General features: G+C 38.5%; 20 protein-coding genes, 1 tRNA gene, 1 pseudogene and 3 other annotated features. Of the genes and pseudogenes, 14 read left to right on the top strand and 8 right to left on the bottom strand.

Annotation, left to right across the window (positions count from 1 at the left end; genetic code table 11):
- Positions 1-33: 33 nt before the first annotated feature.
- The 9 genes and pseudogenes from ACFX4W_RS19830 to ACFX4W_RS19790 all read left to right on the top strand — a co-directional run bounded on the left by ACFX4W_RS19830 (position 34) and on the right by ACFX4W_RS19790 (position 9,154).
- Positions 34-1,643, top strand: a pseudogene (locus ACFX4W_RS19830) (gamma-glutamyltransferase family protein).
- A 24-nt stretch (positions 1,644-1,667) separates the two neighbouring features.
- A complete protein-coding gene (locus tag ACFX4W_RS19825; protein WP_013057701.1) occupies positions 1,668-2,252 on the top strand; it encodes a chromate transporter in 585 nt (194 codons plus the stop codon).
- Positions 2,249-2,779: a chromate transporter gene (locus ACFX4W_RS19820; RefSeq protein WP_013083789.1), complete on the top strand. Its 531-nt coding sequence runs from the start codon at positions 2,249-2,251 to the stop codon at positions 2,777-2,779. The genes ACFX4W_RS19825 and ACFX4W_RS19820 overlap by 4 nt, the downstream gene beginning before the upstream one ends.
- Before the next feature lie 59 nt (positions 2,780-2,838).
- On the top strand, positions 2,839-3,297 hold the full coding sequence (locus ACFX4W_RS19815; RefSeq protein ID WP_043981501.1) for a GNAT family N-acetyltransferase: 459 nt from the start codon (positions 2,839-2,841) through the stop codon (positions 3,295-3,297).
- 200 nt (positions 3,298-3,497) lie between these two features.
- Positions 3,498-3,703: a binding site (T-box leader), on the top strand.
- A 70-nt stretch (positions 3,704-3,773) separates the two neighbouring features.
- Positions 3,774-3,980: a binding site (T-box leader), on the top strand.
- Positions 3,981-4,106: 126 nt separating this feature from the next.
- Entirely contained in the window at positions 4,107-5,180 is a 1,074-nt protein-coding gene (locus ACFX4W_RS19810; RefSeq protein WP_013057698.1) for a bifunctional 3-deoxy-7-phosphoheptulonate synthase/chorismate mutase, read from the top strand.
- A 6-nt stretch (positions 5,181-5,186) separates the two neighbouring features.
- Positions 5,187-5,387: a binding site (T-box leader), on the top strand.
- A gap of 48 nt (positions 5,388-5,435) precedes the next feature.
- Complete coding sequence (gene aroC / locus ACFX4W_RS19805) at positions 5,436-6,602, top strand: chorismate synthase (RefSeq protein WP_013057697.1); 1,167 nt, start codon at positions 5,436-5,438, stop codon at positions 6,600-6,602.
- 20 nt (positions 6,603-6,622) lie between these two features.
- Positions 6,623-7,480 carry a prephenate dehydrogenase gene (locus ACFX4W_RS19800; RefSeq protein ID WP_013057696.1) on the top strand — a complete coding sequence of 286 codons (858 nt, stop codon included), beginning with the start codon at positions 6,623-6,625 and terminating at the stop codon, positions 7,478-7,480.
- A 15-nt stretch (positions 7,481-7,495) separates the two neighbouring features.
- Positions 7,496-8,767: a 3-phosphoshikimate 1-carboxyvinyltransferase gene (gene aroA / locus ACFX4W_RS19795; protein ID WP_043981502.1), complete on the top strand. Its 1,272-nt coding sequence runs from the start codon at positions 7,496-7,498 to the stop codon at positions 8,765-8,767.
- Positions 8,768-8,908: 141 nt separating this feature from the next.
- Positions 8,909-9,154, top strand: coding sequence for a hypothetical protein (locus ACFX4W_RS19790; RefSeq protein ID WP_043981503.1), 246 nt, complete (start codon positions 8,909-8,911; stop codon positions 9,152-9,154).
- A gap of 42 nt (positions 9,155-9,196) precedes the next feature.
- Here the strand turns inward: ACFX4W_RS19790 and ACFX4W_RS19785 are convergent, their stop codons facing one another.
- A complete protein-coding gene (locus ACFX4W_RS19785) occupies positions 9,197-10,741 on the bottom strand; it encodes an FAD-dependent oxidoreductase (protein ID WP_080781664.1) in 1,545 nt (514 codons plus the stop codon).
- A gap of 653 nt (positions 10,742-11,394) precedes the next feature.
- Between ACFX4W_RS19785 and ACFX4W_RS19780 the strand changes: the two genes are divergently transcribed.
- Complete coding sequence (locus tag ACFX4W_RS19780; protein WP_016764703.1) at positions 11,395-12,366, top strand: extracellular catalytic domain type 1 short-chain-length polyhydroxyalkanoate depolymerase; 972 nt, start codon at positions 11,395-11,397, stop codon at positions 12,364-12,366.
- A gap of 340 nt (positions 12,367-12,706) precedes the next feature.
- Positions 12,707-13,126 carry a CBS domain-containing protein gene (locus ACFX4W_RS19775; RefSeq protein ID WP_013057690.1) on the top strand — a complete coding sequence of 140 codons (420 nt, stop codon included), beginning with the start codon at positions 12,707-12,709 and terminating at the stop codon, positions 13,124-13,126.
- A gap of 441 nt (positions 13,127-13,567) precedes the next feature.
- Here the strand turns inward: ACFX4W_RS19775 and ACFX4W_RS19770 are convergent.
- The 3 genes from ACFX4W_RS19770 to ACFX4W_RS19760 form a co-directional block, all read right to left on the bottom strand.
- Positions 13,568-13,641: transfer RNA gene (locus tag ACFX4W_RS19770), tRNA-Trp, on the bottom strand.
- 221 nt (positions 13,642-13,862) lie between these two features.
- Positions 13,863-15,257, bottom strand: a complete 1,395-nt coding sequence (locus ACFX4W_RS19765; RefSeq protein WP_162215258.1) for a phospholipase D-like domain-containing protein — start codon at positions 15,255-15,257, stop codon at positions 13,863-13,865.
- A 309-nt stretch (positions 15,258-15,566) separates the two neighbouring features.
- On the bottom strand, positions 15,567-15,836 hold the full coding sequence (locus ACFX4W_RS19760) for a hypothetical protein (protein ID WP_013083053.1): 270 nt from the start codon (positions 15,834-15,836) through the stop codon (positions 15,567-15,569).
- 504 nt (positions 15,837-16,340) lie between these two features.
- Between ACFX4W_RS19760 and ACFX4W_RS19755 the strand changes: the two genes are divergently transcribed.
- From ACFX4W_RS19755 to ACFX4W_RS19745, 3 genes are all read left to right on the top strand, one after another.
- Positions 16,341-17,459 (top strand): GerAB/ArcD/ProY family transporter, encoded by a 1,119-nt coding sequence (locus tag ACFX4W_RS19755; protein WP_237074879.1) that lies wholly within the window; start codon positions 16,341-16,343, stop codon positions 17,457-17,459.
- A gap of 96 nt (positions 17,460-17,555) precedes the next feature.
- Positions 17,556-17,789 carry a hypothetical protein gene (locus ACFX4W_RS19750; RefSeq protein ID WP_043982337.1) on the top strand — a complete coding sequence of 78 codons (234 nt, stop codon included), beginning with the start codon at positions 17,556-17,558 and terminating at the stop codon, positions 17,787-17,789.
- Positions 17,790-17,815: 26 nt separating this feature from the next.
- Positions 17,816-18,937 (top strand): GerAB/ArcD/ProY family transporter, encoded by a 1,122-nt coding sequence (locus ACFX4W_RS19745; RefSeq protein ID WP_080781695.1) that lies wholly within the window; start codon positions 17,816-17,818, stop codon positions 18,935-18,937.
- 25 nt (positions 18,938-18,962) lie between these two features.
- Here ACFX4W_RS19745 and ACFX4W_RS19740 read toward each other — a convergent pair whose 3' ends face one another.
- From ACFX4W_RS19740 to ACFX4W_RS19725, 4 genes are all read right to left on the bottom strand, one after another.
- Entirely contained in the window at positions 18,963-20,297 is a 1,335-nt protein-coding gene (locus tag ACFX4W_RS19740) for an FAD-dependent oxidoreductase (RefSeq protein WP_162214191.1), read from the bottom strand.
- 241 nt (positions 20,298-20,538) lie between these two features.
- Positions 20,539-20,745, bottom strand: coding sequence for a YrvL family regulatory protein (locus ACFX4W_RS19735; RefSeq protein WP_277813735.1), 207 nt, complete (start codon positions 20,743-20,745; stop codon positions 20,539-20,541).
- Positions 20,723-20,977 carry a YrvL family regulatory protein gene (locus ACFX4W_RS19730; RefSeq protein WP_280559556.1) on the bottom strand — a complete coding sequence of 85 codons (255 nt, stop codon included), beginning with the start codon at positions 20,975-20,977 and terminating at the stop codon, positions 20,723-20,725. Before ACFX4W_RS19730 ends, ACFX4W_RS19735 begins: the two co-directional genes overlap by 23 nt.
- Before the next feature lie 83 nt (positions 20,978-21,060).
- Entirely contained in the window at positions 21,061-23,142 is a 2,082-nt protein-coding gene (locus ACFX4W_RS19725) for a DNA topoisomerase III (RefSeq protein WP_280559555.1), read from the bottom strand.
- Positions 23,143-23,225 lie beyond the last annotated feature (83 nt).

Here is a 23,225-nt window from a genome sequence, read left to right as displayed (position 1 = left end):
TATTCATCATATAAAGAAAAGAGAAGATTTTCTATGAGCGAATACTTTTTTACACACCCCTATGCATCGCAGCGTACGTGTACGTTTGGAAAAAACGGAATGGTAGCAACTAGTCAGCCTCTTGCCGCTCAGGCGGGTCTTGAAATGTTGAAAAAAGGAGGCAATGCGGTAGATGCTGCTATTGCCTCGGCAGCTTGTTTAACGGTTGTAGAGCCCACGTCAAATGGAATTGGCGGAGACGCATTTGCTCTCGTGTGGATAAATGAAGAGCTATATGGACTCAACGCGAGCGGTCCTGCTCCTGCTTCTATCTCTATTGAGGCTCTGCGTGCCATGGGGATAAAAGAGATGCCGGCTCGCGGTTTTGTTCCTGTTACGGTCCCAGGTGCCCCCAGCGCGTGGGTGGAGCTGTCAAAACGCTTTGGCCGGTTATCGTTAAAAGAAGTGCTGCAGCCTGCTATTTCGTATGCACAAGAAGGGTTCCCAATCTCCCCGATTTTAGGGTACAATTGGGAACGAGCGTTTGAACGATTTACACACGCATTAAAAGGTGACGAATATAAGCACTGGTTTGAGACGTTTACCAACAATGGATCAGCTCCTAAAGTAGGGGAAGTGTGGCGATCACCGGACCATGCTGCTACGCTGCTTGAAATTGCCGAAACGAATGGAGAATCTTTTTACAGAGGGGATTTAGCTGATAAAATAGCAGCTTTTTCGAAAAAATACGGCGGATTTTTAGCAAAAGAAGATTTAGCAGCTTTTAAAGCAGAGTGGGTGAAGCCAATTTCAACTTCTTACCGAGGATATGATGTGTGGGAAATTCCGCCTAACGGCCAAGGCCTTATTGCACTTTTAGCTTTAAATACGCTAAAAGGCTTCTCTTTCGATGCCAAAGATTCTGTCGATACATATCACAAGCAAATTGAAGCCATGAAGCTAGCGTTTGCAGATGGACAAAAATTCATTACGGATGCTGATAAAATGACAGTAGCAGTTGAAGATTTGTTGAATGATTCTTATGCAAACAAGCGCAGAGGGCTGATTGGTGAAAAAGCGCTTATTCCTGAAGCCGGACAGCCGTCTCATAGCGGCACGATCTATTTAGCGACAGCTGATGGAGAAGGAAACATGGTATCATTCATTCAAAGTAATTACATGGATTTTGGCTCAGGACTTGTCGTACCTAATACGGGCATATGCCTGCAAAACCGCGGGCATAATTTTTCGTTAGATCCACAGCACCATAACCGATTAGAACCAGGAAAACGAACCTATCATACCATTATTCCTGGATTTTTAACAAAGAATAAAAGTGCTGTAGGTCCATTCGGTGTAATGGGCAAATTCATGCAGCCTCAAGGACATGTGCAAGTCGTCATGAATATGATCGATTTCCATCTAAATCCTCAGGCAGCTTTAGATGCACCAAGATGCAGTGGATTGAACATAAAAAGGTTCTTGTGGAAAAAGAAATGCCTTCACATATTGTAGAAGCATTAGAACGCAAAGGGCATGATATTCATGTGGCTACGAGCAGACATACGTTTGGAAGAGGGCAGATCATTTTAAGAGACGAACAAACCGGTGTATTATACGGCGGCACAGAAGCGCGAACAGACGGAGCTGTCGTTGCTTATTAGATCACAGAGAAAGGAGTGCGAGAAATGCGACAATTGGATATTTTTATAGCGTTTTTTCGCTCAGGTATGCTCGGCTACGGAGGCGGACCTTCAGCTATTCCACTTGTAAAAAAAGAAGTGGTCGATACGTACAAATGGATGGATGACGATGAATTTGGCGATTTATTAGCAATCGCCAATACGCTGCCTGGGCCTATTGCTACAAAGCTGGCTGGATACATCGGCTATCGAGTCGGCGGTATTTTGGGTCTCGGGACAGCTTTATTTGCAGCCGTTATTCCAACCGTTTTTTTAATGGTATTGCTGTTAACAACTTTAACGCAATTTAAAGATCAGCCGTGGGTTATGGGCATGACCAAAGCAGTTGTTCCTGTAGTAGGAGTTATGCTCGCGGTTATGACGTGGGACTTTTTTAAAAAATCAACGTCTGGTCTAGGGTGGACGCCAGCTATTATCTTACTGATTATTAGTTTAGGGCTAATGGAATTTGCCCATATCCATCCAGCGGTCATTATTATTGTTCTTATGGCAGCAGCTTGGATTCCGCTAAAACGAAAAGGAAAAAAAGGTGAAAGTGCTGAACACAAGCAAAAGAGGGAATCGGTATGATTTATATTCAGCTATTTATGGCGTTTTTTGTTTCAAATATTTTAGGCTATGGAGGCGGACCTGCGTCGATTCCGCTTATTCAAAAAGAAGTCGTGGATCACTATCATTGGCTTACGGTCAAAGAGTTTAGTGAAATGCTGGCAATTGGAAATGCGCTGCCTGGTCCGATTGCAACAAAAATGGCGGGGTTTATCGGATATCAGCAGGCAGGGATTTTAGGCTCGGTGGTTGCTCTTTTTGCAACGATTGCTCCATCGGTTTTACTTTTAGTTATTTTACTTCGAATATTATTTAAGTATAAAGATTCGCCAAATGTTAAGAAAATGACGAACTACATTCGTCCCGTTATCGCCATTTTACTTGGCTTGATGGCATATGAATTTTTTATGAATTCATACGGTGATTCAGGTATATGGCAAACTTTATTTTTAGTAGCAGCCAGTTTTCTATTATTGGAAAAATTGCGCGTGCATCCAGCGTTCGTTATTGTCGGAGCACTCGTATACGGAGCTGTTTTTCTTGCTTAAATGAGGCTCTCGAAGGATGAGAGTTTTTTTGTGTAAAAGAGACGAAAAGAGGGGAAGTCATGGTTGAAAAAGCAGCGCTAGAAAACGTTCAGGATTTGGTTAAACTGCGAATGTTGCTCATGAAAGAATTGGGAGAATTAAACGGGAATGAGGAGCTGTTTCGAAAAGCTACAGAAGAATATTTTACTGCAAATATAAATAATCCACATAGCTATACGGCTATTTTAAAAGCGGATGGAGAAATTGTATCAGCAGGAAGCATCGTCTTTTTTATACGTCCGCCTTCACCGAGTAACCTCCAAGGAAAAGAAGCATATATTATGAACATGTATACAGCTTTTAATCACCGAAAGCACGGCTGTTCTTCAGCTATTTTAAAGCATTTGATGCAGTACTGCCAAAAAAATGGTGTAAATCGAATATGGTTAAATACTTCTTCCGCTGGAAAAAGCTTGTATCAAAAACATGGATTTATTGAATATGAATCTGAAATGGAATATAAGTTTGAAAAAAATTAGAGCAGCAAAACTCTTGATAGATATGGGTTTGAAGGAGCTATGGTTTTTGAAAAATAAAAAAAATTAATAAAAAGTGTTGACGAAGATAAAAAAACCATTCATAATACAAATCAACATCACACAACATTACACACAACTTGGAAGCGACAAACAGTTTCAAACGATCGGAACTGATTATCCAAGTACACATACATAGTCAATACTGAGCGTTGATAGGAGCACTAGTAGAAAAAATTTCCCTGTAACAGAGAGCTGACGGTTGCTGCGAGTCAGAACACAAATTTTTTCGAAGTACATTCCTTGAGCATCTTTTCCGAGTAGGAAAAGACGGCCTAGCCGTTATTTTAATGAAGAGGCAAGCAAAATGCTTGCAACTAGGGTGGTACCGCGAATTTTCGTCCCTACTGACTCTTAAGAAAAATCTTAAGGGTGAGTAGGGACTTTTTGTATTTCGGCCCATTATAATTTTATATCCATTACAAGCGATGAAAAGAGCATAGTAGCAAAATCTTCCCTGTATTCAGAGAGCTGATGGTTGGTGCGAATCAGTACAAAAGAGATTGCGAATTACATTCTTGGAGCTTTCTTTTGGCAATAGTCAAAAGCGGCAATAGCCGTTATCTTAATGAAGAGGCAAGCAATGCTTGCAATTAGGGTGGTACCGCGATCAATTCGTCCCTACTGATACAATCAGTAGGGACTTTTTGTATATCCGCATAAGCGGCTGTGTAGGTGTAAAACGGATTTTTCAATACAAACTAAACGAGAAGATCCGTTCAAGGTTATAAAATCAAAGGAGGATTTTTAAAATGACAAAATCACTAGAACAATTACGAGGACAAATCGACGAAATAAATTTAGAAATTTTAGAATTATTAAATAAACGCGGTGAAATCGCACAAGAAATCGGAAAAGTAAAAGGTACACAAGGTGTGAATCGCTTTGATCCAGTTCGTGAACGTAAATCGTTAGATCAAATCTTAGCTAACCATAATGGACCATTCGAAGCTTCAACAATTCAGCATATTTTCAAAGAAATTTTCAAAGCAAGCTTAGAGCTTCAAGAAGACGATCACCGCAAAGCACTTCTTGTATCTCGTAAAAAGAAATCTGAAGATACAATCGTTGACATCAACGGTACAAAAGTAGGACCTGGAAACTTAGAATTTGTAATGGGACCATGTGCAGTAGAAAGCTACGAACAAGTAAAAGAAGTGGGCTTAGCGCTTAAAGAACAAGGTATTACGTTAATGCGCGGCGGAGCGTTCAAACCACGTACATCACCTTACGATTTCCAAGGTCTTGGAGTGGAAGGCTTAAAAATCTTACGTCAAGTAGGCGATGAACTAGGCCTATCAATTATCAGTGAAATTGTTTCTCCTCAAGATATTGAAACGGCTCTCGACTACGTAGATGTGATTCAAATTGGTGCACGTAATATGCAAAACTTCGAGCTATTAAAAGCTGCAGGTTCTGTAGACAAACCGATTCTTTTAAAACGTGGATTGGCAGCAACAATTGAAGAATTCATTAACGCTGCTGAATACATTATGTCTCGCGGAAATGGAAACATTATTCTTTGTGAACGCGGTATCCGCACATACGAGCGTGCAACACGCAACACATTAGATATCTCAGCTGTTCCAATCTTGAAAAAAGAAACGCATTTACCAGTTGTAGTAGACGTAACGCATTCAACAGGACGCAAAGACTTATTATTACCATGTGCAAAAGCAGCGATTGCTATCGGCGCAGATGCTGTAATGGCAGAAGTTCATCCAGACCCAGCAGTAGCACTATCAGATTCAGCACAGCAAATGAACATTCCTGAATTCCACAAATTCATGGAAGAATTAAAAGGTGCAGCAGTAAAATTATCTTAATTTCATAGTGATACAGCGATAAGAAACTAGTAGCAAACATTTCCCTGTCTCAGAGAGCTGACGGTTGGTGGAAGTCAGTACACAAATGTGAGCGAATTACACTCTTTGAGTACTCTTTTACAGAGCGGTCAGCGGATCGTTAACAATTCGAGGTGGCAAGCAATGTTTGCAACTAGGGTGGTATCGCGAGAAAAACTCGTCCCTATGGCGTAGGGGCGAGTTTTTTTATTTTTATAACAGAAAGGAATCGATAATATGAGATATTTAACAGCAGGAGAATCGCACGGACCTCAATTAACAGCGATTATTGAAGGAGTACCGGCAGGGCTTGAATTGACAGCCGAACATATTAATGAAGATTTAGCAAGAAGACAAAAGGGACATGGGCGCGGACGCCGCATGCAGATTGAAAAAGATCAAGTTCAGATTAAAGGCGGGGTTCGCCACGGTGAGACGCTTGGTTCACCTATTGCTTTAGTCGTTGAAAACAAAGATTTTACTCACTGGAGAAATATTATGGGTGCTGATCCAGTCGATCATGATGAAGAAGTAAAGCGACAAATTACAAAACCTCGTCCAGGTCATGCTGATTTAAATGGAGCGATTAAATACGGTCACAGAGATATGCGAAACGTATTGGAACGTTCATCTGCTCGTGAAACGACGGTACGAGTAGCCACAGGCGCAGTTGCCAAACAAGTACTAAAAGCTGTAGGCGTAAATATTGCATGTCACGTGCTTGAAATCGGCGGTGTGAAAGCTGAAAAAACGGCATATGAGTCACTGACAGAACTTCAGGAAAAAACAGAAGCGTCACCTGTTCGCTGCTTAGATGAAGAAGCGGGACAGAAAATGATGAAAGCAATCGATGATGCAAAAGAAAATGGAGACAGCATTGGTGGCGTAGTGGAAGTAGTAGTAGAAGGAATGCCTACTGCAGTGGGAAGTTACGTGCACTATGATCGTAAGTTAGACTCAAAGCTAGCTGCTGCTATTATGAGCATTAACGCGTTTAAAGGCGTTGAAATCGGCGTAGGCTTTGAAGCAGCTCGCAGACCGGGAAGTGAAGTCCATGATGAAATTCTATGGGATGAACAAAACGGCTATACGCGTAAAACGAACAATGCTGGAGGTCTAGAAGGAGGCATGACAACAGGGATGCCGATTGTTGTGCGAGGCGTCATGAAACCTATTCCTACCTTATACAAGCCGCTGCAAAGTGTAGATATTGATACAAAAGAGCCATTTGCTGCAAGTATTGAACGCTCAGACAGCTGTGCAGTACCGGCGGCAGCGGTTGTAGCAGAATCAGTGATTGCTTGGGAACTAGCATCTGCTATTATCGATCAATTTGGGGCAGATCGAATTCAGTTAATTCAAGAAAACGTAAAAAAACATGAAGAATACGCAAAGCAATTTTAATGAATAGAGGAGAATGAAAGGTGAAAACACGTGTATTACTTATTGGCGTCGGCCTTATTGGAGGATCATTAGCGCTAGCTATGAAGAAGCATCGTCACGTCACAGTCGTTGGAGCTGATATCAATACAAATGAAGTACAAGTAGCCAACCAGCTAGGTATCGTTGATTATGTAGCTGAAGATATAAAAACAGAAGCAGCCCAAGCAGATTATATCGTGCTTGCTACTCCAGTAGAGTACACGACAGCATGGATACACGACCTTTCTACTTGGAAGCTTAAAGAAACGGTTATCGTAACGGATGTCGGAAGTACCAAAGGTGAAATTATGAAAGCAGCCGAAGCGCTGAATAAGAAACGTATTTCATTTATTGGCGGACATCCGATGGCTGGTTCTCATACGAGCGGTGCAGTCAATGCACGAGCGGATTTATTTTGTTCGGCGCGCTATATTTTAACGCCGTTTGAAAATGAGCAAAAAGAAAAAATAGATGCGCTTATGCATTTGCTAGAGCCTACAGGTGCACAATTTGTACCGCTTGATGCAGCTACTCATGACCAAATCACTGGAGTTGTCAGTCATTTACCTCATGTGATTGCGACCAGTCTTGTAAGACAAGTAAAAGGATATTCAGCACAGAATCATCTTGTCACGGAAATGGCAGCAGGCGGTTTTCGAGATATTACGAGAATTGCTTCAAGCAATCCTCATATGTGGAGAGATATACTAAAACAAAACCGTTCTATGCTTTTAACATTGCTTGATGACTGGATGAAAGAAATGGAACAAGTAAAACTATTAGTAGAAAAAGGTGACGGTCACGAATTATTTGATTACTTTTCAGATGCCAAAGAATTTCGTGATTCGCTTCACGCATAAAAGGAGAGACATATTGTGACAGTAAAAGCTTTACGAGGAACGATTCAAATTCCAGGAGATAAATCTATTTCTCACCGTTCCGTTATGTTTGGTTCGATTGCAGAAGGAACAACAACGATTAACGGGTTTTTGCCAGGTGACGATTGTCTTAGCACTATTTCCTGCTTTCAAAAACTAGGTGTAGATATTCAAATGATTGATGAACAAAGCGTGGTAGTGAAAGGAAAAGGGATACAAGCTCTAAAAGAGCCATCTGATATTTTAGATGTTGGCAATTCGGGCACCACGATTCGCCTCATGATGGGGATTTTAGCAAATACACCCTTTCATTCAACATTGATTGGAGACGAATCTATTGCCAAACGCCCTATGAAGCGTGTGACCGGTCCGCTTCGTGATATGAATATTCATTTAGACGGTCGAAAAGATGCTAATTTTACACCGCTTGTTATTCGAGGTGGGAAAGCAAAAGGTATACACTATACATCGCCCGTTGCAAGCGCACAAGTAAAATCAGCTATTTTACTTGCTGGACTGCAGGCGGAAGGAATAACTTCTGTAACGGAACCGGCGAAATCACGTGATCATACAGAACGTATGCTAGAGGCATTTGGTGTTAAAGTCGAAGAAGAAGGCTTAACCGTTTCAATTGAAGGCGGTCAAACGTTAAGAGGAACGCATGTAGAAGTCCCTGGTGATATTTCGTCAGCTGCATTCTTTTTAGTAGCGGGGGCTATTATTGCAAACAGCCGCATTGAAATCCAAAAAGTTGGAATGAATCCGACTCGAACGGGTATTTTAGATGTGCTTTCAGATATGGGCGCTTCAATCGAAACAGTCAAAGAAACAAAAGAAACAGCGGAACCCTATGCAGATTTAGTTGTAGAAGCTTCTCACTTAAAAGGTACGGAAGTAGGCGGACACTTAATTCCACGCCTAATTGACGAAATCCCAATTATTGCACTAGCTGCCACGCAGGCAGAAGGGATTACAGTTATTAAAGATGCTGCAGAGTTAAAAGTCAAAGAAACAAACCGTATTGATACGGTAGTGAATGAGTTAACCAAAATGGGCGCTAACATTGAAGCAACGGAAGATGGAATGATTATTCACGGAGGTGCAAAACTTCACGGAGCAAATGTAAACAGCCACGGAGATCACCGTATCGGTATGATGCTTGCTGTTGCCTCTTGTATTGCAGAAGGGGAAACAATTATTGAAAATCGTGACGCGGTATCCGTCTCTTACCCGCAGTTTTTTGCTCACTTAGAGTCTTTACAGCAGTAAATTCCCTTATTATGTTAAAATAGCAGTTTGAAAGTTATAAGGAATTTATAAAATTAAAACCAATGACTCTATATTTCGCCTGAGAAATCCGATATAATCATTACAACACCTCTAGTATTAAATAGAATTTGGTGAATGATTATGTTTTTGATGATTGTCTACATCGGGGCCATTTTATTTTTTATAAAAATGTTTATGGATCGAGATTTTATTTGGTTTTTATTCCTATTGCCATTTTTGATGTTTGTTATGTTTTTTGAAACAGACTATCTTGATCATGTCCCTGAATCTGGAAGGTTAATTATCTTTACATTTTCTTTTTTAGTCATTTATGCAATGGTTTTGGTGTATAATCGATACTTTAGAAAAGAAGAATGTAAAGAGTAAACTCAAATGTGAATCCATTGATAATGATAAAAAAAGCATGCCCTACGGCGTGCTTTTTTTATCGCTTGAATTGACATCCACTGGTGTAAGCGGCTTTTTAGCAGGGCCTTCTACCACAGATCCGTCGTAAGAGAAACGAGAGCCGTGACAAGGGCAGTCCCACGTGCGGTCACCAGCGTTCCAATTTACTTCACATCCTAAGTGCGTGCATGTAGTATCGACGCAGTGAAGGTTACCCTGAGGATCTTTATAAGCCCCCGTACGTTTGCTGTTTACATATACGACCGACCCTTCATCATTTTGGAGCTGATCCAGTCCTTTTTCAGGCATTGAAAACTTACCGGTAATAAAGTGTTCAGCCACATCAAGATTTTGACGAAAGAAATGTTTAAGGCTAGGGTCCGCATAAAAACGAGATGGATTATACAAATCTGCATATGGGTTGTCTTTTCCGGTTATTGCATCTCGAATAATATGTGCTGCAATGGTGCTATGAGTCATCCCCCATTTTTTAAATCCGGTGGCAATAAAGATATTTGGCTTGCTTTCTTTAATGGGACCGATATATGGAATTTTATCAAGCGTAAATAAATCTTGTGCAGACCATTTATAACGAAAATGTTGAACAGTAAAATTTTCTTCGGCAAACCTCTGAAGGGACTCATAGTGGAACATAGTATTAATTCCTTGTCCAGCTTTGTGGCCTTCTCCACCAATTAAAATGAGTTCTTCTCCGTCAACTTTTGTTGAACGCAGAGAATGAGTAGGCTGATCAGCACTTAAATACATGCCTCCAGGGTAAGTTTGTTCAACTTTTGCTGCTAACACATACGAACGTTTGGCATACATACGCGTATAGTAAAAGCCCGCTCCATCATAAAATGGAAAGTGTGAACACGCCACTACATATTTGCAAGAAATTCGATGTCCGTCTCTTGTGACAACGGTGGGCGACGTGCTTTCTTCTACATCCGTTGCTACGGTGTTTTCAAAAATCAATCCGCCGTTTTCTGTGAATTTTTTTACTAAATGAAGCAGGTATTTTAACGGGTGAAACTGAGCTTGATCTTTCATAATAGCTGCTGCCCTAATATCAAAACTAAAAGGAATCTCTGTTGCAAATTCACATGGAATATGTAATCGCTGATAGGCTCGAAATTCTTTACGAACTCGATGATCAAACTCCAGCGTTTCTCCGTACAAGTAAGCATCTTGTATCGAAAAATCACAGTCAATGTTTTCCGTTTGAATTAAGTTTTTCATAAACTGCAGTGCTTGTTCGTTTGCTTTATAATACAGCAGCGTTTTTTCTTCGCCAATGTGTGAAAGCAGCTCATCGTAGATAACGTCATGCTGAGCTGTAATCTTTGCTGTTGTGTGACCGGTTGTACCATTTAAAATATTATCAGCTTCAATTAACGCCACGTTCAGTCCTTCTTTTTGTAATAAATAAGCTGTTGTAATACCGCTAATACCGCCTCCTACTACTACAACATCAACTTTTCGATTTTCTGAAAGAGATGGGTATGTTGGAAACTTTAAATGATCGCGCCAGTAGGGCTCAGTATCCTTTGGGATATTTGCCAATTTATTCACCTCCATATGATAAGTCTTATTTTTACCATAGTTTTCTAAAAAATGTATACAAAATAAAGGAATCTACCCCAATAGCATCTCTTTGCTGTACCTATTTAAGCAAAAGGAAGGGAAAAGAGTGATTGCAACCAGCCTTTGTATGATTGTTGCGAACGAAGAAGAGGTTAAACCAAAAACATTTGCTCTTTAAGGTTCTTCTTTTTCAACGTGGCTTCCGCACCTGCACCTTGCCATTTGCTGCGAAAGAATTGGTGAATAAAAAGCAAAATATAAAATAGTAAAGGTTACAGATTTAAACATGAAGAGCAATAAATTCATATAAATGATAGGGAGCATCATATAATAAAAGTATAGAGGCTTAATTCGGCAAAAGGTATTTAAACATCAAGGTCCAAATAAAAGGGCAAACGGCATGTTTGTCCTTTTTTCATGATTATAGTGACAATTTTCATATATAGTAATAAAGTATATATATAGCAAAAAAATCCCAAATTTCAAGAAGATAAAAAACGCCTTAAAACCAAAACAAGTGGTACTCTTAGAGTATGTAGAACGTGCAAAAAAACGAAATAATATGTAGTATTGTAATACAGGACGTAATTGGGAAGAAAAATGAAAACGTTGACAAAAAGAGGAGGGGTACCATGTTGGGTTCACTACCTAATGTTATAAATACGTCAACGCTTGTGTCTTCAAGTGAACAACAAGAAGCGTCATCTGAATCATTTAAAACATATACTCATAAAGGAAAAAAATTCAAGGTCTATTTACCTAAATCCTATCATATTTTAAAATCTTACCCACTAATGGTTATGCTGCATGGATGTACACAAAATGCAGATGATTTTGCAATAGGCACGCAAATGAATGAGCTCGCCGACGAAAAAGAATTTATTGTCGTATACCCACAGCAGTCTTCTAACTCAAATATGAATAAATGCTGGAACTGGTTTGAACCTCTTCATCAAATTAGAGGGTTTGGCGAGCCAGCTATTATTGCAGGGATTGTAAAAAAAGTCCAAAACATGCACTTTATTCAGAAAAATAAAGTGTTTATTGCCGGTCTGTCAGCAGGAGGAGCAATGAGCATCGTTATGGGGGTAACGTATCCAGAACTGTTTGCTGGAATAGGTGTGTCAGCAGGTATCGAATATCAGGCGGCTCTTAACGTATTTAATGCGTATTCTGTCATGGCCAGTAAAGGTCCTTCCCCCGTTAAACAAGGAAGAATTGCTTATCAGCAAATGGGAAAACGGGCAAAGCCACTGCCGCTCATTGTATTTCATGGTAACGCTGATTCTACGGTAAATGTAGCCAATGCAGATCAAGTGGTTCACCAGTGGATTACAACGAATAATCTTGCTTATAACGGAAGAATAGATGGATGGATTCAAGATAGCCCGGTTAAAACGAGAGAAGAAAAAATTCTCTTTGGACGGGATTATACAACATATCGCTACGAAAGCAGTAAGGGAGAATTGGCTATTGATAAATATATTATCAATGGAATGGGGCATGCATGGTCAGGAGGGAATTCAGCGGGCAGCTATACAGACCCTAAAGGCCCCAATGCTAGTCGAATCATGTGGGACTTTTTCATGAGTCAAAAAGTATAAACAGAGCATATAATGAGGTTCAGTTGCGTTCTTATCGCAGAGAAGAAGAGCTGAAAGTAGCTCTTCCGGCCCTTATTAGTATAAAGAAGCAGCTGCAGGAACCATTATTTTAACTAGACGTGTTTTTCTAAAAATTAGGATTTGATTATTTAGAAAACGGGTACTGTAATAAAGAAAATAAGAAGTCAAAATTACATAGCTTAGGATTGACAGCTTATAGTTGTAAATGTAAGATAACTGCGAGCTGCATTTTGTATGATTAAAACATTAAAATAAGCCGAAAACTGAAAAAATAAATAGAAATTGTAAGATGAGCGGGTAAGGAAAAGGAGATTAAAAAATGAATATTGCATTTTTCTTAGTACCAAAAAGTGATGTTGTAACACTAAATATTCAATCCACATTAAGACAGGCTCTTGAAAAAATGGAGTATCATCGCTATTCTACAGTTCCGCTAGTTGACGATGATGGTAAATATGTGGGCGTTCTTACTGAAGGAGATCTTCTTTGGAAGTTAAAAAGCCTAGGAGACTATCGCTTTCAAGATACGGAAAATATTAAATTAACAGAGATTGACCGCTATCAAGATTATAACCCAGTTGCTATATATGATGAAGTTCAAAACATCCTTTCAAAGGCAATTGACCAAAATTTTGTTCCTGTAACGGATGATCAAGGTGTATTTATTGGAATTGTGAGAAGAAGAGAAATTCTAGAGTTTTATGCAGAAAGTGCAAGTAAAGTGAAAAATCAAATATAAAAAAAGCCATCTAGAGATGGCTTTTTTTCTTGTCTTATCTCCCCCGTACATCCTCCTAAAAACAGGCTTAGGTCATGGCCCACAGCAATGCACTTCCTTGTACTAGTTTACATAATCTATTTATATATAGGTATAAAATTGCCTATATAAATCTTATTTATAGATAAGGATGGTTTATGTGAGTTACAACAATAATAAGAAGTGTTGCTGGTGTTCTAATCAGTATTATTACAAAACTTCTGGCTATGATCCAAGAAGTAGCCATGAAGGAAAATGCTGTCATAACGATTATAAGCATAACGATCATTGTCCTAAACATGATGATGATCATCGTTCTGGACATAAAAAATGCCATCATGGTAGCAACCATGGCGGAGATCACGGGGGCAGTCATGGCGGAGGTCACGGGGGCAGTCATGGCGGAGGTCACGGCGGTNAAAATGGCAGGGGCAGTAGGAATCGAACCCACACTGACGGTTTTGGAGACCGTAGTTCTACCTTTAAACTATGCCCCTAGAAATGATTTCTTCAAAAGAACCTCGTTTATCAACGACGCTATATCATAATAAAACATATATGGAATTTCGTCAATAGGTCTTTTGATGAATCATAACTAGTACTAGGGGTTTCAAAAAAACTGTGAGGCATATCACAGTTTTTTACACATTCCCTTCACCAGCTGCAGTCCTCTTTAATCTCCGCTATTTGTTTTTAAAGACTCTGCTGTAACACAGTACTATACAAAATGTCTCCAAAATCGTGTAAAGACCGAAAGAATATGTAGGAGTGCAGATTTTACGGGAGGCACGTTTTTTTGAGAATCCGTATTAACATCCACAGGTTCTCCCTCATTCCCCACAAGCGTACTGTGAGAAATTTTAGTTTCAATAGCTCCTGTTAACTCGGCTGCAAATTCTTCACTATCTATCATAACCATGGATTCAGTATTTAAAAATGCAGAGCGTGAATCTAAGTTAAAAGAACCAACTGCACTTAAACGCTGATCATAAACAACAGATTTCCCGTGAATTGAATAGGGCTTTTGATATTCATAAAGCTTCGAACCAGCTTTTATAACGCGATTCTTCACTCCCAAGTATGCAGAAAAAGCCATAGCATTTGGAGTGGATGTAATAGAATTAGTTAAAATAATTCTTTGCACTTTTGGTTTTACTTGCTTATCTATATACTGTTCCATTTCTTTTGTTGGTACGATATAAGGGCTTTGAACAACAATGGATTTTTCAGCTTGCTGGGAAAGCTTAATAAATGTTTTCCATATAAAAGGGCTTTTATTTATTCGTTGAATAGGATTTGTAATAAAAGAAATCTTTCTTGTAGGCATCGTTGCTTCTCTCCATACAATATAAGGATGGACAAAAGGTTCGTTTACTTTTTTGGCCTCTTCGTATTGATCTATCAATAATTTTTTTCCTGAAAGACCGCGAAATTGTTTAGTTTTCTTGGGCTTTGGAAAAGCTTTTCGTGTATACGGATGATTCCATAATTTTTCTATATACTTCTCCATTGAGAGAATGACACTATGACTTTCTTGCTTTGTGTTATAAATCAGTACATCACGGTCATAGACAAAATTTTTATTTGGTTGACTAGCCAAGTATTTATCTCCAATATTTCGTCCTCCACTAATACCTAATTGGCCATCGACTACTATTATTTTATCGTGAAGACGGTTATGCCATGTCCAAGGTTTAAAAATAGTAAAGGGCTCATAGTACTTTAATTCAATATTATTGTGGAAAGCTAGAGCATAAAGAACATTTTTCCTCTTGCCTTTTAACCCATGAGCGATCCCATCTAACAACACGCGAATACGTATACCTCGATCCGCAGCTTCGAATAAAGCGCCCATAAGTAAATCCGAAGAACGGCCTTTACCGATGGAAAAGTATGCAATATCAATTGTATGCCTCGCTTCTTGAATCATCTGCATCCGAACAAGCCCTGAAAAATAACCATTTTCTAAAAGCATAACTCGATCTGTGGATTCTTTCTTCCCGTAAAAATTCTCAGTATTCATTACTTTTAAGTCTTTTCCCTTGTGTAAAGGGACATAAAACAGTACCACTGCAGTTACGAATACATATATGAAGTACAATACGACAATCATTATTAGTATGTTTATTAGCATATTTCCTGTCACAATCCCTTTCCATTCTTATCGTTCTGTTTTTATTAGGATTCTTACTTTTTTAACTTCTATACCTTTTAAAATAAGAATGGAATGATGGATTATTTGTTACACCACTGTTGATTTCCGTGCCAGTCTTCGCCTTTCCCTCCAAACAACAGCTAGAAGCAATTATATACACGAAACCTACGTTTACACTACCAATAAAAAAAGCAGAAGTTCATTACCTTCTGCTTTTACAATTTATACTCTCTATTGTGAACCTGCCTAAGTAAAACAGCGGCTCTTTTATTGATTAAGGTCGTTCTCCATATCTTTTATATCTTGCTGAAACTCTGTTAAACGCTGACGCTGTGTTTCAGAAGCATTTTCAAGCGCATTTTCAATTTGCTGAGAGGCTTCATTCACTTCACCTATCGCTTGCTTCGCTTCATGGCCGTACGATGCATCATTTTTAGCTTCATTTGCCTGTTCATATGCATCTACTGCTTCTTTATGCCCCTGCTGTGCTGCTTGAAACGATTGTTGTTTATCTTTATTGTATGGGTATTTTTTCATCATAGTGCTCCTTTCCATTTGTTCACTCTTTAGTGTGGCATTTTTCTACTTATTCATACGACGCTTCAATAGGTTAAAGCTAAATGAATATTCCTCATAACAAATCCTTCAATCATTTAAGAGCCCTACAAAATATCTTCTATCTCCTGAAATACTTTCTATATTTTACAAAAATGTATAATCACTTTCTTTAGCGGACATCATACGAATAGCTTATCTGAACGAAAAAATGTATTGGGGTTGACTGCATGCACTTGTTTCTTTCCTTTTTGATCATTTGTGCAGGGATTATATGGATGGAAATAAAAAGATTACCTCAACACTCCCATAAAAAGGAACGGAACATTTTTATTGTGTTTATGACAATCAGTATCATAATCGCTCTTGCAAAAATCTTTCGTCTGCCTCTACCGAATCCTTCTGATTGGGTAGAAGTAATGTTTCAACCTTTAAGTCACTTATTATTCCGTTGGATCACTTAATTAGTGTATATGGCAAAAGGATGTGCTCATTTTGCTTAATGAAATCAATATTTCAGCTGCGCAGTTTCGCAAGCTAGTAACGTTATATAGTATTGGCAGCACCATTATTGTTGTACCTGCTGCTATTACAGCTGATGCTCATCAAGATGCTTGGATTGCCGCACTTTTCGGTGTAGCATCAGGAATTGGCTTAGTTTTGCTTTTCACCTCACTAGGAAACATGTTTCCAACGCTTACGCTTATGGAAATGAACGAAAAAATTTTAGGCAAAATAGCCGGAAAGATTGTATCAGTTGTTTTTGTGTTATCCAATTTATTCATCAGCAGTCAAGTTCTTTACTATGTAGGAAATTTTCTCACTACACAAATTCTTCCCTACACGCCGCTTACAGCCATCCATATTGCATTTATGGGCGTGGTCATCGTAGGAGTACGCCTAGGAATAGAAGTTATTGCACGAAGTGCCGAAATTTTATTCCCTTGGTTTGTCGGATTATTCGGACTTCTCATTTTGTCTATGATTCCTCAAATTAAAATAGAGCATATTCAGCCTGTGTTCGAAATCCATCCAAAAGCTTTTATTCGTGCTGTTTTAACCTTTTTAAGCATGAGTTCTTTGACTTATACTATCCTGCTTATGATTTTTCCTTCCCATACACCAGACACAAAAAAGGCAACTCAATCTTTTTATATAGGTAATATAGCAGGTGGACTAGTGATGGTGACGTTAATCTTACTCGGAATTTTAGTGCTTGGCCCTTATTACTCCCAAATCACCATGTTTCCAAGTTATGAATTAGGAAGAAGAATTGATGTAGGAAACTTTCTCCAAGGAATTGAAGTAGTCATTGCTATTTTGTGGTTTATTACTCTCTTTTTTAAACTTTGCATTTATTTTTACGCTACTCTTTTGGGGTTTGCCAATGTATTTCATATAAAGGACTACAAGCTATTTTCTTTTCCAGTCGCGCTCATTATGATTACCCTTTCCCTTATTGTGTATCCAAGCGTTTCTTATCAAAAGGATTGGGATACAAAAACGTGGATTCCCTACAGCTTACTTGTAGGCATCTTATATCCATTTTTCCTTTTAATAGCAGGGGTTATTCAAAACAAAAAGCGGCGTTCTAGCAATGGATAGAAACTCAAAAACCTTTAATAAAGAATGCACCTTCAGTATAAGTAATTATTTTTCAGAAAAATATAACACTAATTATTCATGTATAGGAGCTAGTGTATGCTAGGGGTATTGGGGTTACTTATTGTTGGCACGCTCGTCATTTGGTTTGAAGTACCTAAACTACGGCAAAAAAAAGCAAAGAAAGAACTGTGGCTATTCTATACAGTTCTTGCAATTGGAATGGTCGTAAGCATCTGTAAAGCACTTGGTTTAAATGTTCCAAATCCTTCTGATTTATCAGCTGCTATCTTCAAGCCAGTCAGCATATTTTTACTTCATTTACTATCTTAAGACGTTAAGACGAGGAAGTGAATACAGTGAAACCTGTAGTTAAAATTTCAACGATTCAATTTCGCATGCTCGTTATGCTTTATACAATTGGAAGCACAATTGTTATTGCTCCAGCAGCTATGACTGTAGATTCTAAACAAACCGCTTGGATTCCAGCTATCCTTGGAGTAGTATGCGGATTTGTATTAGTGAAAGTATATATAGCTCTCGGACTTTTATTTAAAGATAAAAATCTGATAGAAATCAATGAAGCAGTGTTTGGAAAATATTTAGGAAAAGGTGTATCTTGTTTATTTGTCACGTCTACTGTCATAACATGCAGCCGCATTGTATACTACGTGGGGAGTTTTTTAAATACACATATTATGATGGAAACTCCGCTGATTGCTATTCACATTATTTTTATGCTTGTGGTTGTGTTTGGAGCAAGACTTGGACTAGAAACCATCGCACGCTGCTGTGAAATATTTTTCCCTTGGCTTATTGGCCTTCTCGGAATTTTCATCTTCTCACTGACTCCTCAAATGAAAGTCGAAAACCTTACGCCTTTATTAGATATTCACTTAAAGCCGCTGACTCATTCGGTTTTCACCTTTCTTAGCATCACTTATTTTACTTTTGCTCCTTTAATGATGGTATTTCCTCTTCATTTAAGAAAACCTGAAAAAGGTGCTAAAGCTTTAATGAGCGGAAGTCTGTTAGGTGGATTTATTATGGTAGCGATTATTCTCTTTTGTATAATGGTTATTGGCTCTTATCATTCTTCAACTACCATGTTTCCTGTATACGAAATGGCTAAGCGAATTGAACTGGGGAATTTTTTGCAAGGAATTGAAGTAATTATTGCTATTATATGGTTTCTTACTCTTTTCTTTAAAGTTTCTCTTTATTTTCATGCTTCTATCGCTGGGCTTTGCCACATTTTTAACGTTAACGAAACTCGATTTCTAACGTTACCGATGGGGTTAATCGTTACAACTTTTTCTATTATCGTTTATCCAACTATTATCTATCAAAAAACATGGTTAGCCGAAACGTGGATTCCCTATAGTTTTTTCGTAGGAGCTTTTTATCCTTTTATTCTCCTTACTATAGGCTGGATCCGCTTTAGACCTGCTAAAATAAAAAAGATAATAAAACCCACATAAAAAAAGCAGGTAGTCACCTGCTTTTTTATGCTTGAAGCGCTTGAAGTCCTGCTTGGTTTAAGAAATGCCAAGGCTTATTAAAATGCGGCTGAAAGAAAAAGTCCATAAAGCCAAGCTCATCGATCGTCATTTCCTGCTGTACACATACAGACAATGTATTGATTGCTTGAGTAGCATCAATTTTAGAAATAACCTGTGCACCTACAATTCGTCTTGTTTCTTCTTCATATACTACTTTTAACGTAATATTTTCGTACGTTGGCATGAATTCAGGTCGGTTATTCTCTGATATTGTGATACTTTTCACATTCATATCAAAAAGAGAAGCTGCTGTTTCTGTTATGCCGGTAGATGCAACATTGTAATCATAAATATGCAAGCCTGACGTTCCTTGTGTTCCCATATACTTAATTGTCGGCTTAACAAGGTTTTGAGCTACTAATGTTCCCATTCTAACCGCATTGGTAGCAAGCGGAATATAAGCATGTTTCTTAATCGGATTGTAGTAAATGGCACAGCTATCTCCGGCAGCAAATATATCTTTTTTGCTTGTTTGCATATATTCATCAACCACAATTGCCCCGTTTGGAAGCATATCTACTTGTCCTTTTACTAAGTCTGTATTTGGACGGAAGCCAACACACAGAATAACAAGATCCGCTTCGTATTCGCCATCAGTTGTCACTACTTTTTCAACAGATCCCTCACTGCCTACAAATTTAGTAACCGCTTGGTTTAATGCTAATTTAACTCCTCGATTTTCAAACTCCGTTTCCATTAAATTCGTAAATTCTGGATCAAGATATTTATTTAAAATACGATCAGCACTATCAATAAACGTCACTTCTTTTCCATACACTTCGAATGCTTCTACTAATTCTGCACCAATATAGCCCGCACCAATTACGGCTATTTTCTTCGCTTGCTTCGCTTTTTCAATAATGTGATTAGCATGCTGATAGTTTTTACAAAGCACAACATTATTTAAATCGATGCCTTCAAGGTTTGGAATAATCGGCCATGATCCAGTTGTCATCACTAGTTTATCAAATGTATCTTCAAATTCTTCGTTGGTTTCTAAATTTCGTACAGCTATTTTTTTACCATCTGTATCAATATTCGTAACTTCATGCTTCATTTTCATATTTACACCCATCTCTTGCAATTCAGACGGTGAAGAGTAAAATAAGCCATTTGCATCTTTTACGACCCCGCCTACATAGAGCGCAATTCCACAAGACAAAAATGAAACATTATCATTTCGCTCATAAACTGTAATTTTAGCTTCTGGATAAAGTTCTGCCATATTTTTTACTGCTGCCGTTCCTGCATGTGTACACCCTACTACTGCAATTTTCATAGATGATATCCCCCTTAGGATTATAGAAAATATGATATTGTCAAGTTTTTCACATATATTGTGAAATGTTTCACATATCTTTTACAATTCTTATTATACAAACATGTTTGTCCTTTTTCAAGAGATATGTGAAAAAAATCACATACTTTTTTAAAAAAATATGTTACAGGGTTCTTTAAATAGCGTTGAAGCTTGATATGATGAGCTTTTCTTGCTGATGCGCTGCTGATGAGAAACTTCATCAGCTTGTTTTTTTACGTAGAAATTCACTATTCAATGCACTCTCCATCAAAAAAAATAAGACGGATAAAAGAGTCACCGCTAAAATAGATACAGTGATGCCGCTCACAAGCGAGTCTGCTATATAAACTGATAGAAAAGTAAAAAATATATCTACAAAAGCTGCGGATGTTACACATAGTACTCTATTCAGTCTGGCATTCTTCATTTAAAAAATGAGTGCCTTTGAAAAAAAGCTCTGTGATAGAGCCAAATACAAAAATTAAAAATAGAAATAAACATATGGCCCAGTAGGACTCATATTCCACTCCCATTACTCTAAGGAAGCCTATAAAACCAAAAAAGTAGCTTCCCATTAGTATCGCTAAAATGATTAGTACCATCGCTCCTACTATAAAGAACGCGATTAAATGATCCATTCCCCTGCTTTTTCTTTTCATTATTCCACTCCACCTTACTTACTCATCACTTAATCCATATTATACGAAAAAAGTGCGATACCGTGGTATCGCACTTTTCCACATTATTTATCTTTTTTATCTTGAAGGGCTTGTTTTAAAGCATCACCCAAGCTTGAACCAAATGCTCCATCATCGTTGTATTTGTTGAGAAGCTTTCGTTCTTCTCGTTTTGAAATCTTTTTCTTTTTGTCCTCAGCTTTTTCCACTACTTGACATGAACGGCATTGGAAGTACGTGCCCGCTTTTCCTGAGTGAATTTCCATTCGCTTATGACACTGCGGACAGCGTCGATTTGATAGTTTAGGGTCTTTTGCGCGTCTATAGCTGCACTCCAGGCTTGAACAAACGAGCACTCTTCCTTGCTTTGTTTTCTTTTCTTTCAAGAAAGAACCGCATTCCGGACACTTAGAGCCCGTTAAATTATGAGGTTTGTACGTTTGATTACTCGTTTTTACTTGCTTAACTAGCTTTTCTGTTTGTTCGCGAATATTTGTTAAGAACTCTTTTGCATTTCCTTTTCCTTTAGCAATTGCTTCTAAGTCACGTTCCCACTTAGCCGTAAGCTCAGGCGACTTTAACTCATCTGCTACTAGGTCAATCAGCTGCTTCCCTTTTTTAGTTGCGTGCAGACGATTGTTTTGGCGATCAATGGATTCATTCTGCAGAAGTTTTTCAATAATATCTGCACGTGTTGCCGGGGTACCTAAATTATGTTTTTCCATTTGTCCAAGAAGATCCGCTTCTGTATAGCGCTGCGGCGGCTCTGTAAATGCACTCTTCATCGTTACATCTTGAATGAGCAGCTTGCTGCCTTCTTCCATATCAGGCAGCTTCACCGTTGCTTCTGAGTCTCCGCCAGAAACTTTTTTGAAGCCTGCATTCACGACTTGCTTTCCGCTTGCTACTAACTGTTCCCCATTTACTTCAAGCTCTGCTTTAACCACTTCATACTCATATGCAGGATAAAATAATGAAATAAATCGCTTTGCAATTAAGTCATACAGCTTTCGTTCATCAGCTGATAAGTCCTGTAGAAATACAGGCTGATCCGTTACGATAATAGCATGGTGATCATTTACTTTTTCGTTATTAACCACTCGCTTTGGCAACTGTGCATTTCTTAAAATTGGACGAACCTCTTCTTTATATACAGCAGAGATGCTTTCCAAGCGCTCTTTCATAGTAGAAACCATATCTGTTGTTAAATAACGGGAATCTGTACGCGGATACGTGACTAACTTATGCTGTTCATATAACTTTTGAAGTACATTCAATGTCTTCTTAGCAGAGAAGTTAAAGCGTTTGTTAGCATCTCGCTGCAGTTCGTTTAAGTCATAAGGAAGCGGCTGCGCTTCTTTATGCATTTTGCGCTTAATTGTTTTTACAACTGCCTCACCTGATAATTTTGAGTGCAGCTCTTTTGCGCGTTTTTCATCAAAGATGCGCTTTTCATTGCCCTTTTGCCAAGCCGCTTCAAAAGATGAAAACTGAGCTGTAAGCGTCCAATATTCACTAGGTTTGAATGTATTAATTACTTGTTCACGCTCAATTATCATCGCCAGCGTCGGTGTTTGTACCCTTCCTGCCGACAATGGTTCTTCATATTTAGTCGTTAACGCTCTCGTTACGTTTAAACCGATAAGCCAATCGGCTTCTGAACGGCAAACGGCTGAATCATACAAGCGATTAAACTCTTTTCCTGGTTTTAACTGTTTAAACCCGTCACGAATTGCTTTATCCGTTTGAGACGAAATCCAAAGGCGTTTAAACGGCTTGTTCCAGCGTACCTTTTCCATAATCCAGCGTGCTACAAGTTCTCCTTCACGCCCTGCATCAGTCGCAATAATTAACTCTCCAATATCCTTTCTTTTTGCTAGATCGGATACTGTGCGAAACTGAGAACTCACTTTACGAATTACTTTTAATTTCATTTTCTCAGGCATGATTGGCAGATCTTCTAATCGCCACGTTTTATATTGGTTATCATAATCCTCTGGTGTTTGTAATTCAACTAAATGACCGAGTGCCCATGTTACGACATACTTTGGTCCTTCAATATACCCTTTTTTTGTTTGGGTGCTGCCAAGTACGCGCGCAAGATCACGTGCTACACTTGGCTTTTCTGCTAATACAAGTGATTTCATTTTATGTATACCTCCAATTCACTTGTTCCATTATACATGATTGTATACTTTTTGTACGACTTCAAGATTAAGTTTACATAATA

This window comes from Priestia sp. YIM B13489 (assembly GCF_042787645.1).
GTDB classification, from domain to species: domain Bacteria; phylum Bacillota; class Bacilli; order Bacillales; family Bacillaceae_H; genus Priestia; species Priestia megaterium.
Note: the sequence above shows the minus strand (reverse complement) of the source record. Positions and strands in the feature narration are given on the sequence as shown.

What these genes read in the sequence shown, in the direction of transcription:
- ACFX4W_RS19825 (WP_013057701.1), top strand. Translation starts at nt 1,668, where the DNA reads ATGCGACAATTGGATATTTTTATAGCGTTTTTTCGCTCAGGTATGCTC.
- ACFX4W_RS19820 (WP_013083789.1), top strand. Translation starts at nt 2,249, where the DNA reads ATGATTTATATTCAGCTATTTATGGCGTTTTTTGTTTCAAATATTTTA.
- ACFX4W_RS19815 (WP_043981501.1), top strand. Translation starts at nt 2,839, where the DNA reads ATGGTTGAAAAAGCAGCGCTAGAAAACGTTCAGGATTTGGTTAAACTG.
- ACFX4W_RS19810 (WP_013057698.1), top strand. Translation starts at nt 4,107, where the DNA reads ATGACAAAATCACTAGAACAATTACGAGGACAAATCGACGAAATAAAT.
- aroC (WP_013057697.1), top strand. Translation starts at nt 5,436, where the DNA reads ATGAGATATTTAACAGCAGGAGAATCGCACGGACCTCAATTAACAGCG.
- ACFX4W_RS19790 (WP_043981503.1), top strand. Translation starts at nt 8,909, where the DNA reads ATGTTTTTGATGATTGTCTACATCGGGGCCATTTTATTTTTTATAAAA.
- ACFX4W_RS19780 (WP_016764703.1), top strand. Translation starts at nt 11,395, where the DNA reads ATGTTGGGTTCACTACCTAATGTTATAAATACGTCAACGCTTGTGTCT.
- ACFX4W_RS19775 (WP_013057690.1), top strand. Translation starts at nt 12,707, where the DNA reads ATGAATATTGCATTTTTCTTAGTACCAAAAAGTGATGTTGTAACACTA.
- ACFX4W_RS19765 (WP_162215258.1), bottom strand. Translation starts at nt 15,257, where the DNA reads ATGATTGTCGTATTGTACTTCATATATGTATTCGTAACTGCAGTGGTA.
- ACFX4W_RS19760 (WP_013083053.1), bottom strand. Translation starts at nt 15,836, where the DNA reads ATGAAAAAATACCCATACAATAAAGATAAACAACAATCGTTTCAAGCA.
- ACFX4W_RS19750 (WP_043982337.1), top strand. Translation starts at nt 17,556, where the DNA reads ATGCTAGGGGTATTGGGGTTACTTATTGTTGGCACGCTCGTCATTTGG.
- ACFX4W_RS19740 (WP_162214191.1), bottom strand. Translation starts at nt 20,297, where the DNA reads ATGAAAATTGCAGTAGTAGGGTGTACACATGCAGGAACGGCAGCAGTA.
- ACFX4W_RS19735 (WP_277813735.1), bottom strand. Translation starts at nt 20,745, where the DNA reads ATGAAGAATGCCAGACTGAATAGAGTACTATGTGTAACATCCGCAGCT.
- ACFX4W_RS19730 (WP_280559556.1), bottom strand. Translation starts at nt 20,977, where the DNA reads ATGAAAAGAAAAAGCAGGGGAATGGATCATTTAATCGCGTTCTTTATA.
- ACFX4W_RS19725 (WP_280559555.1), bottom strand. Translation starts at nt 23,142, where the DNA reads ATGAAATCACTTGTATTAGCAGAAAAGCCAAGTGTAGCACGTGATCTT.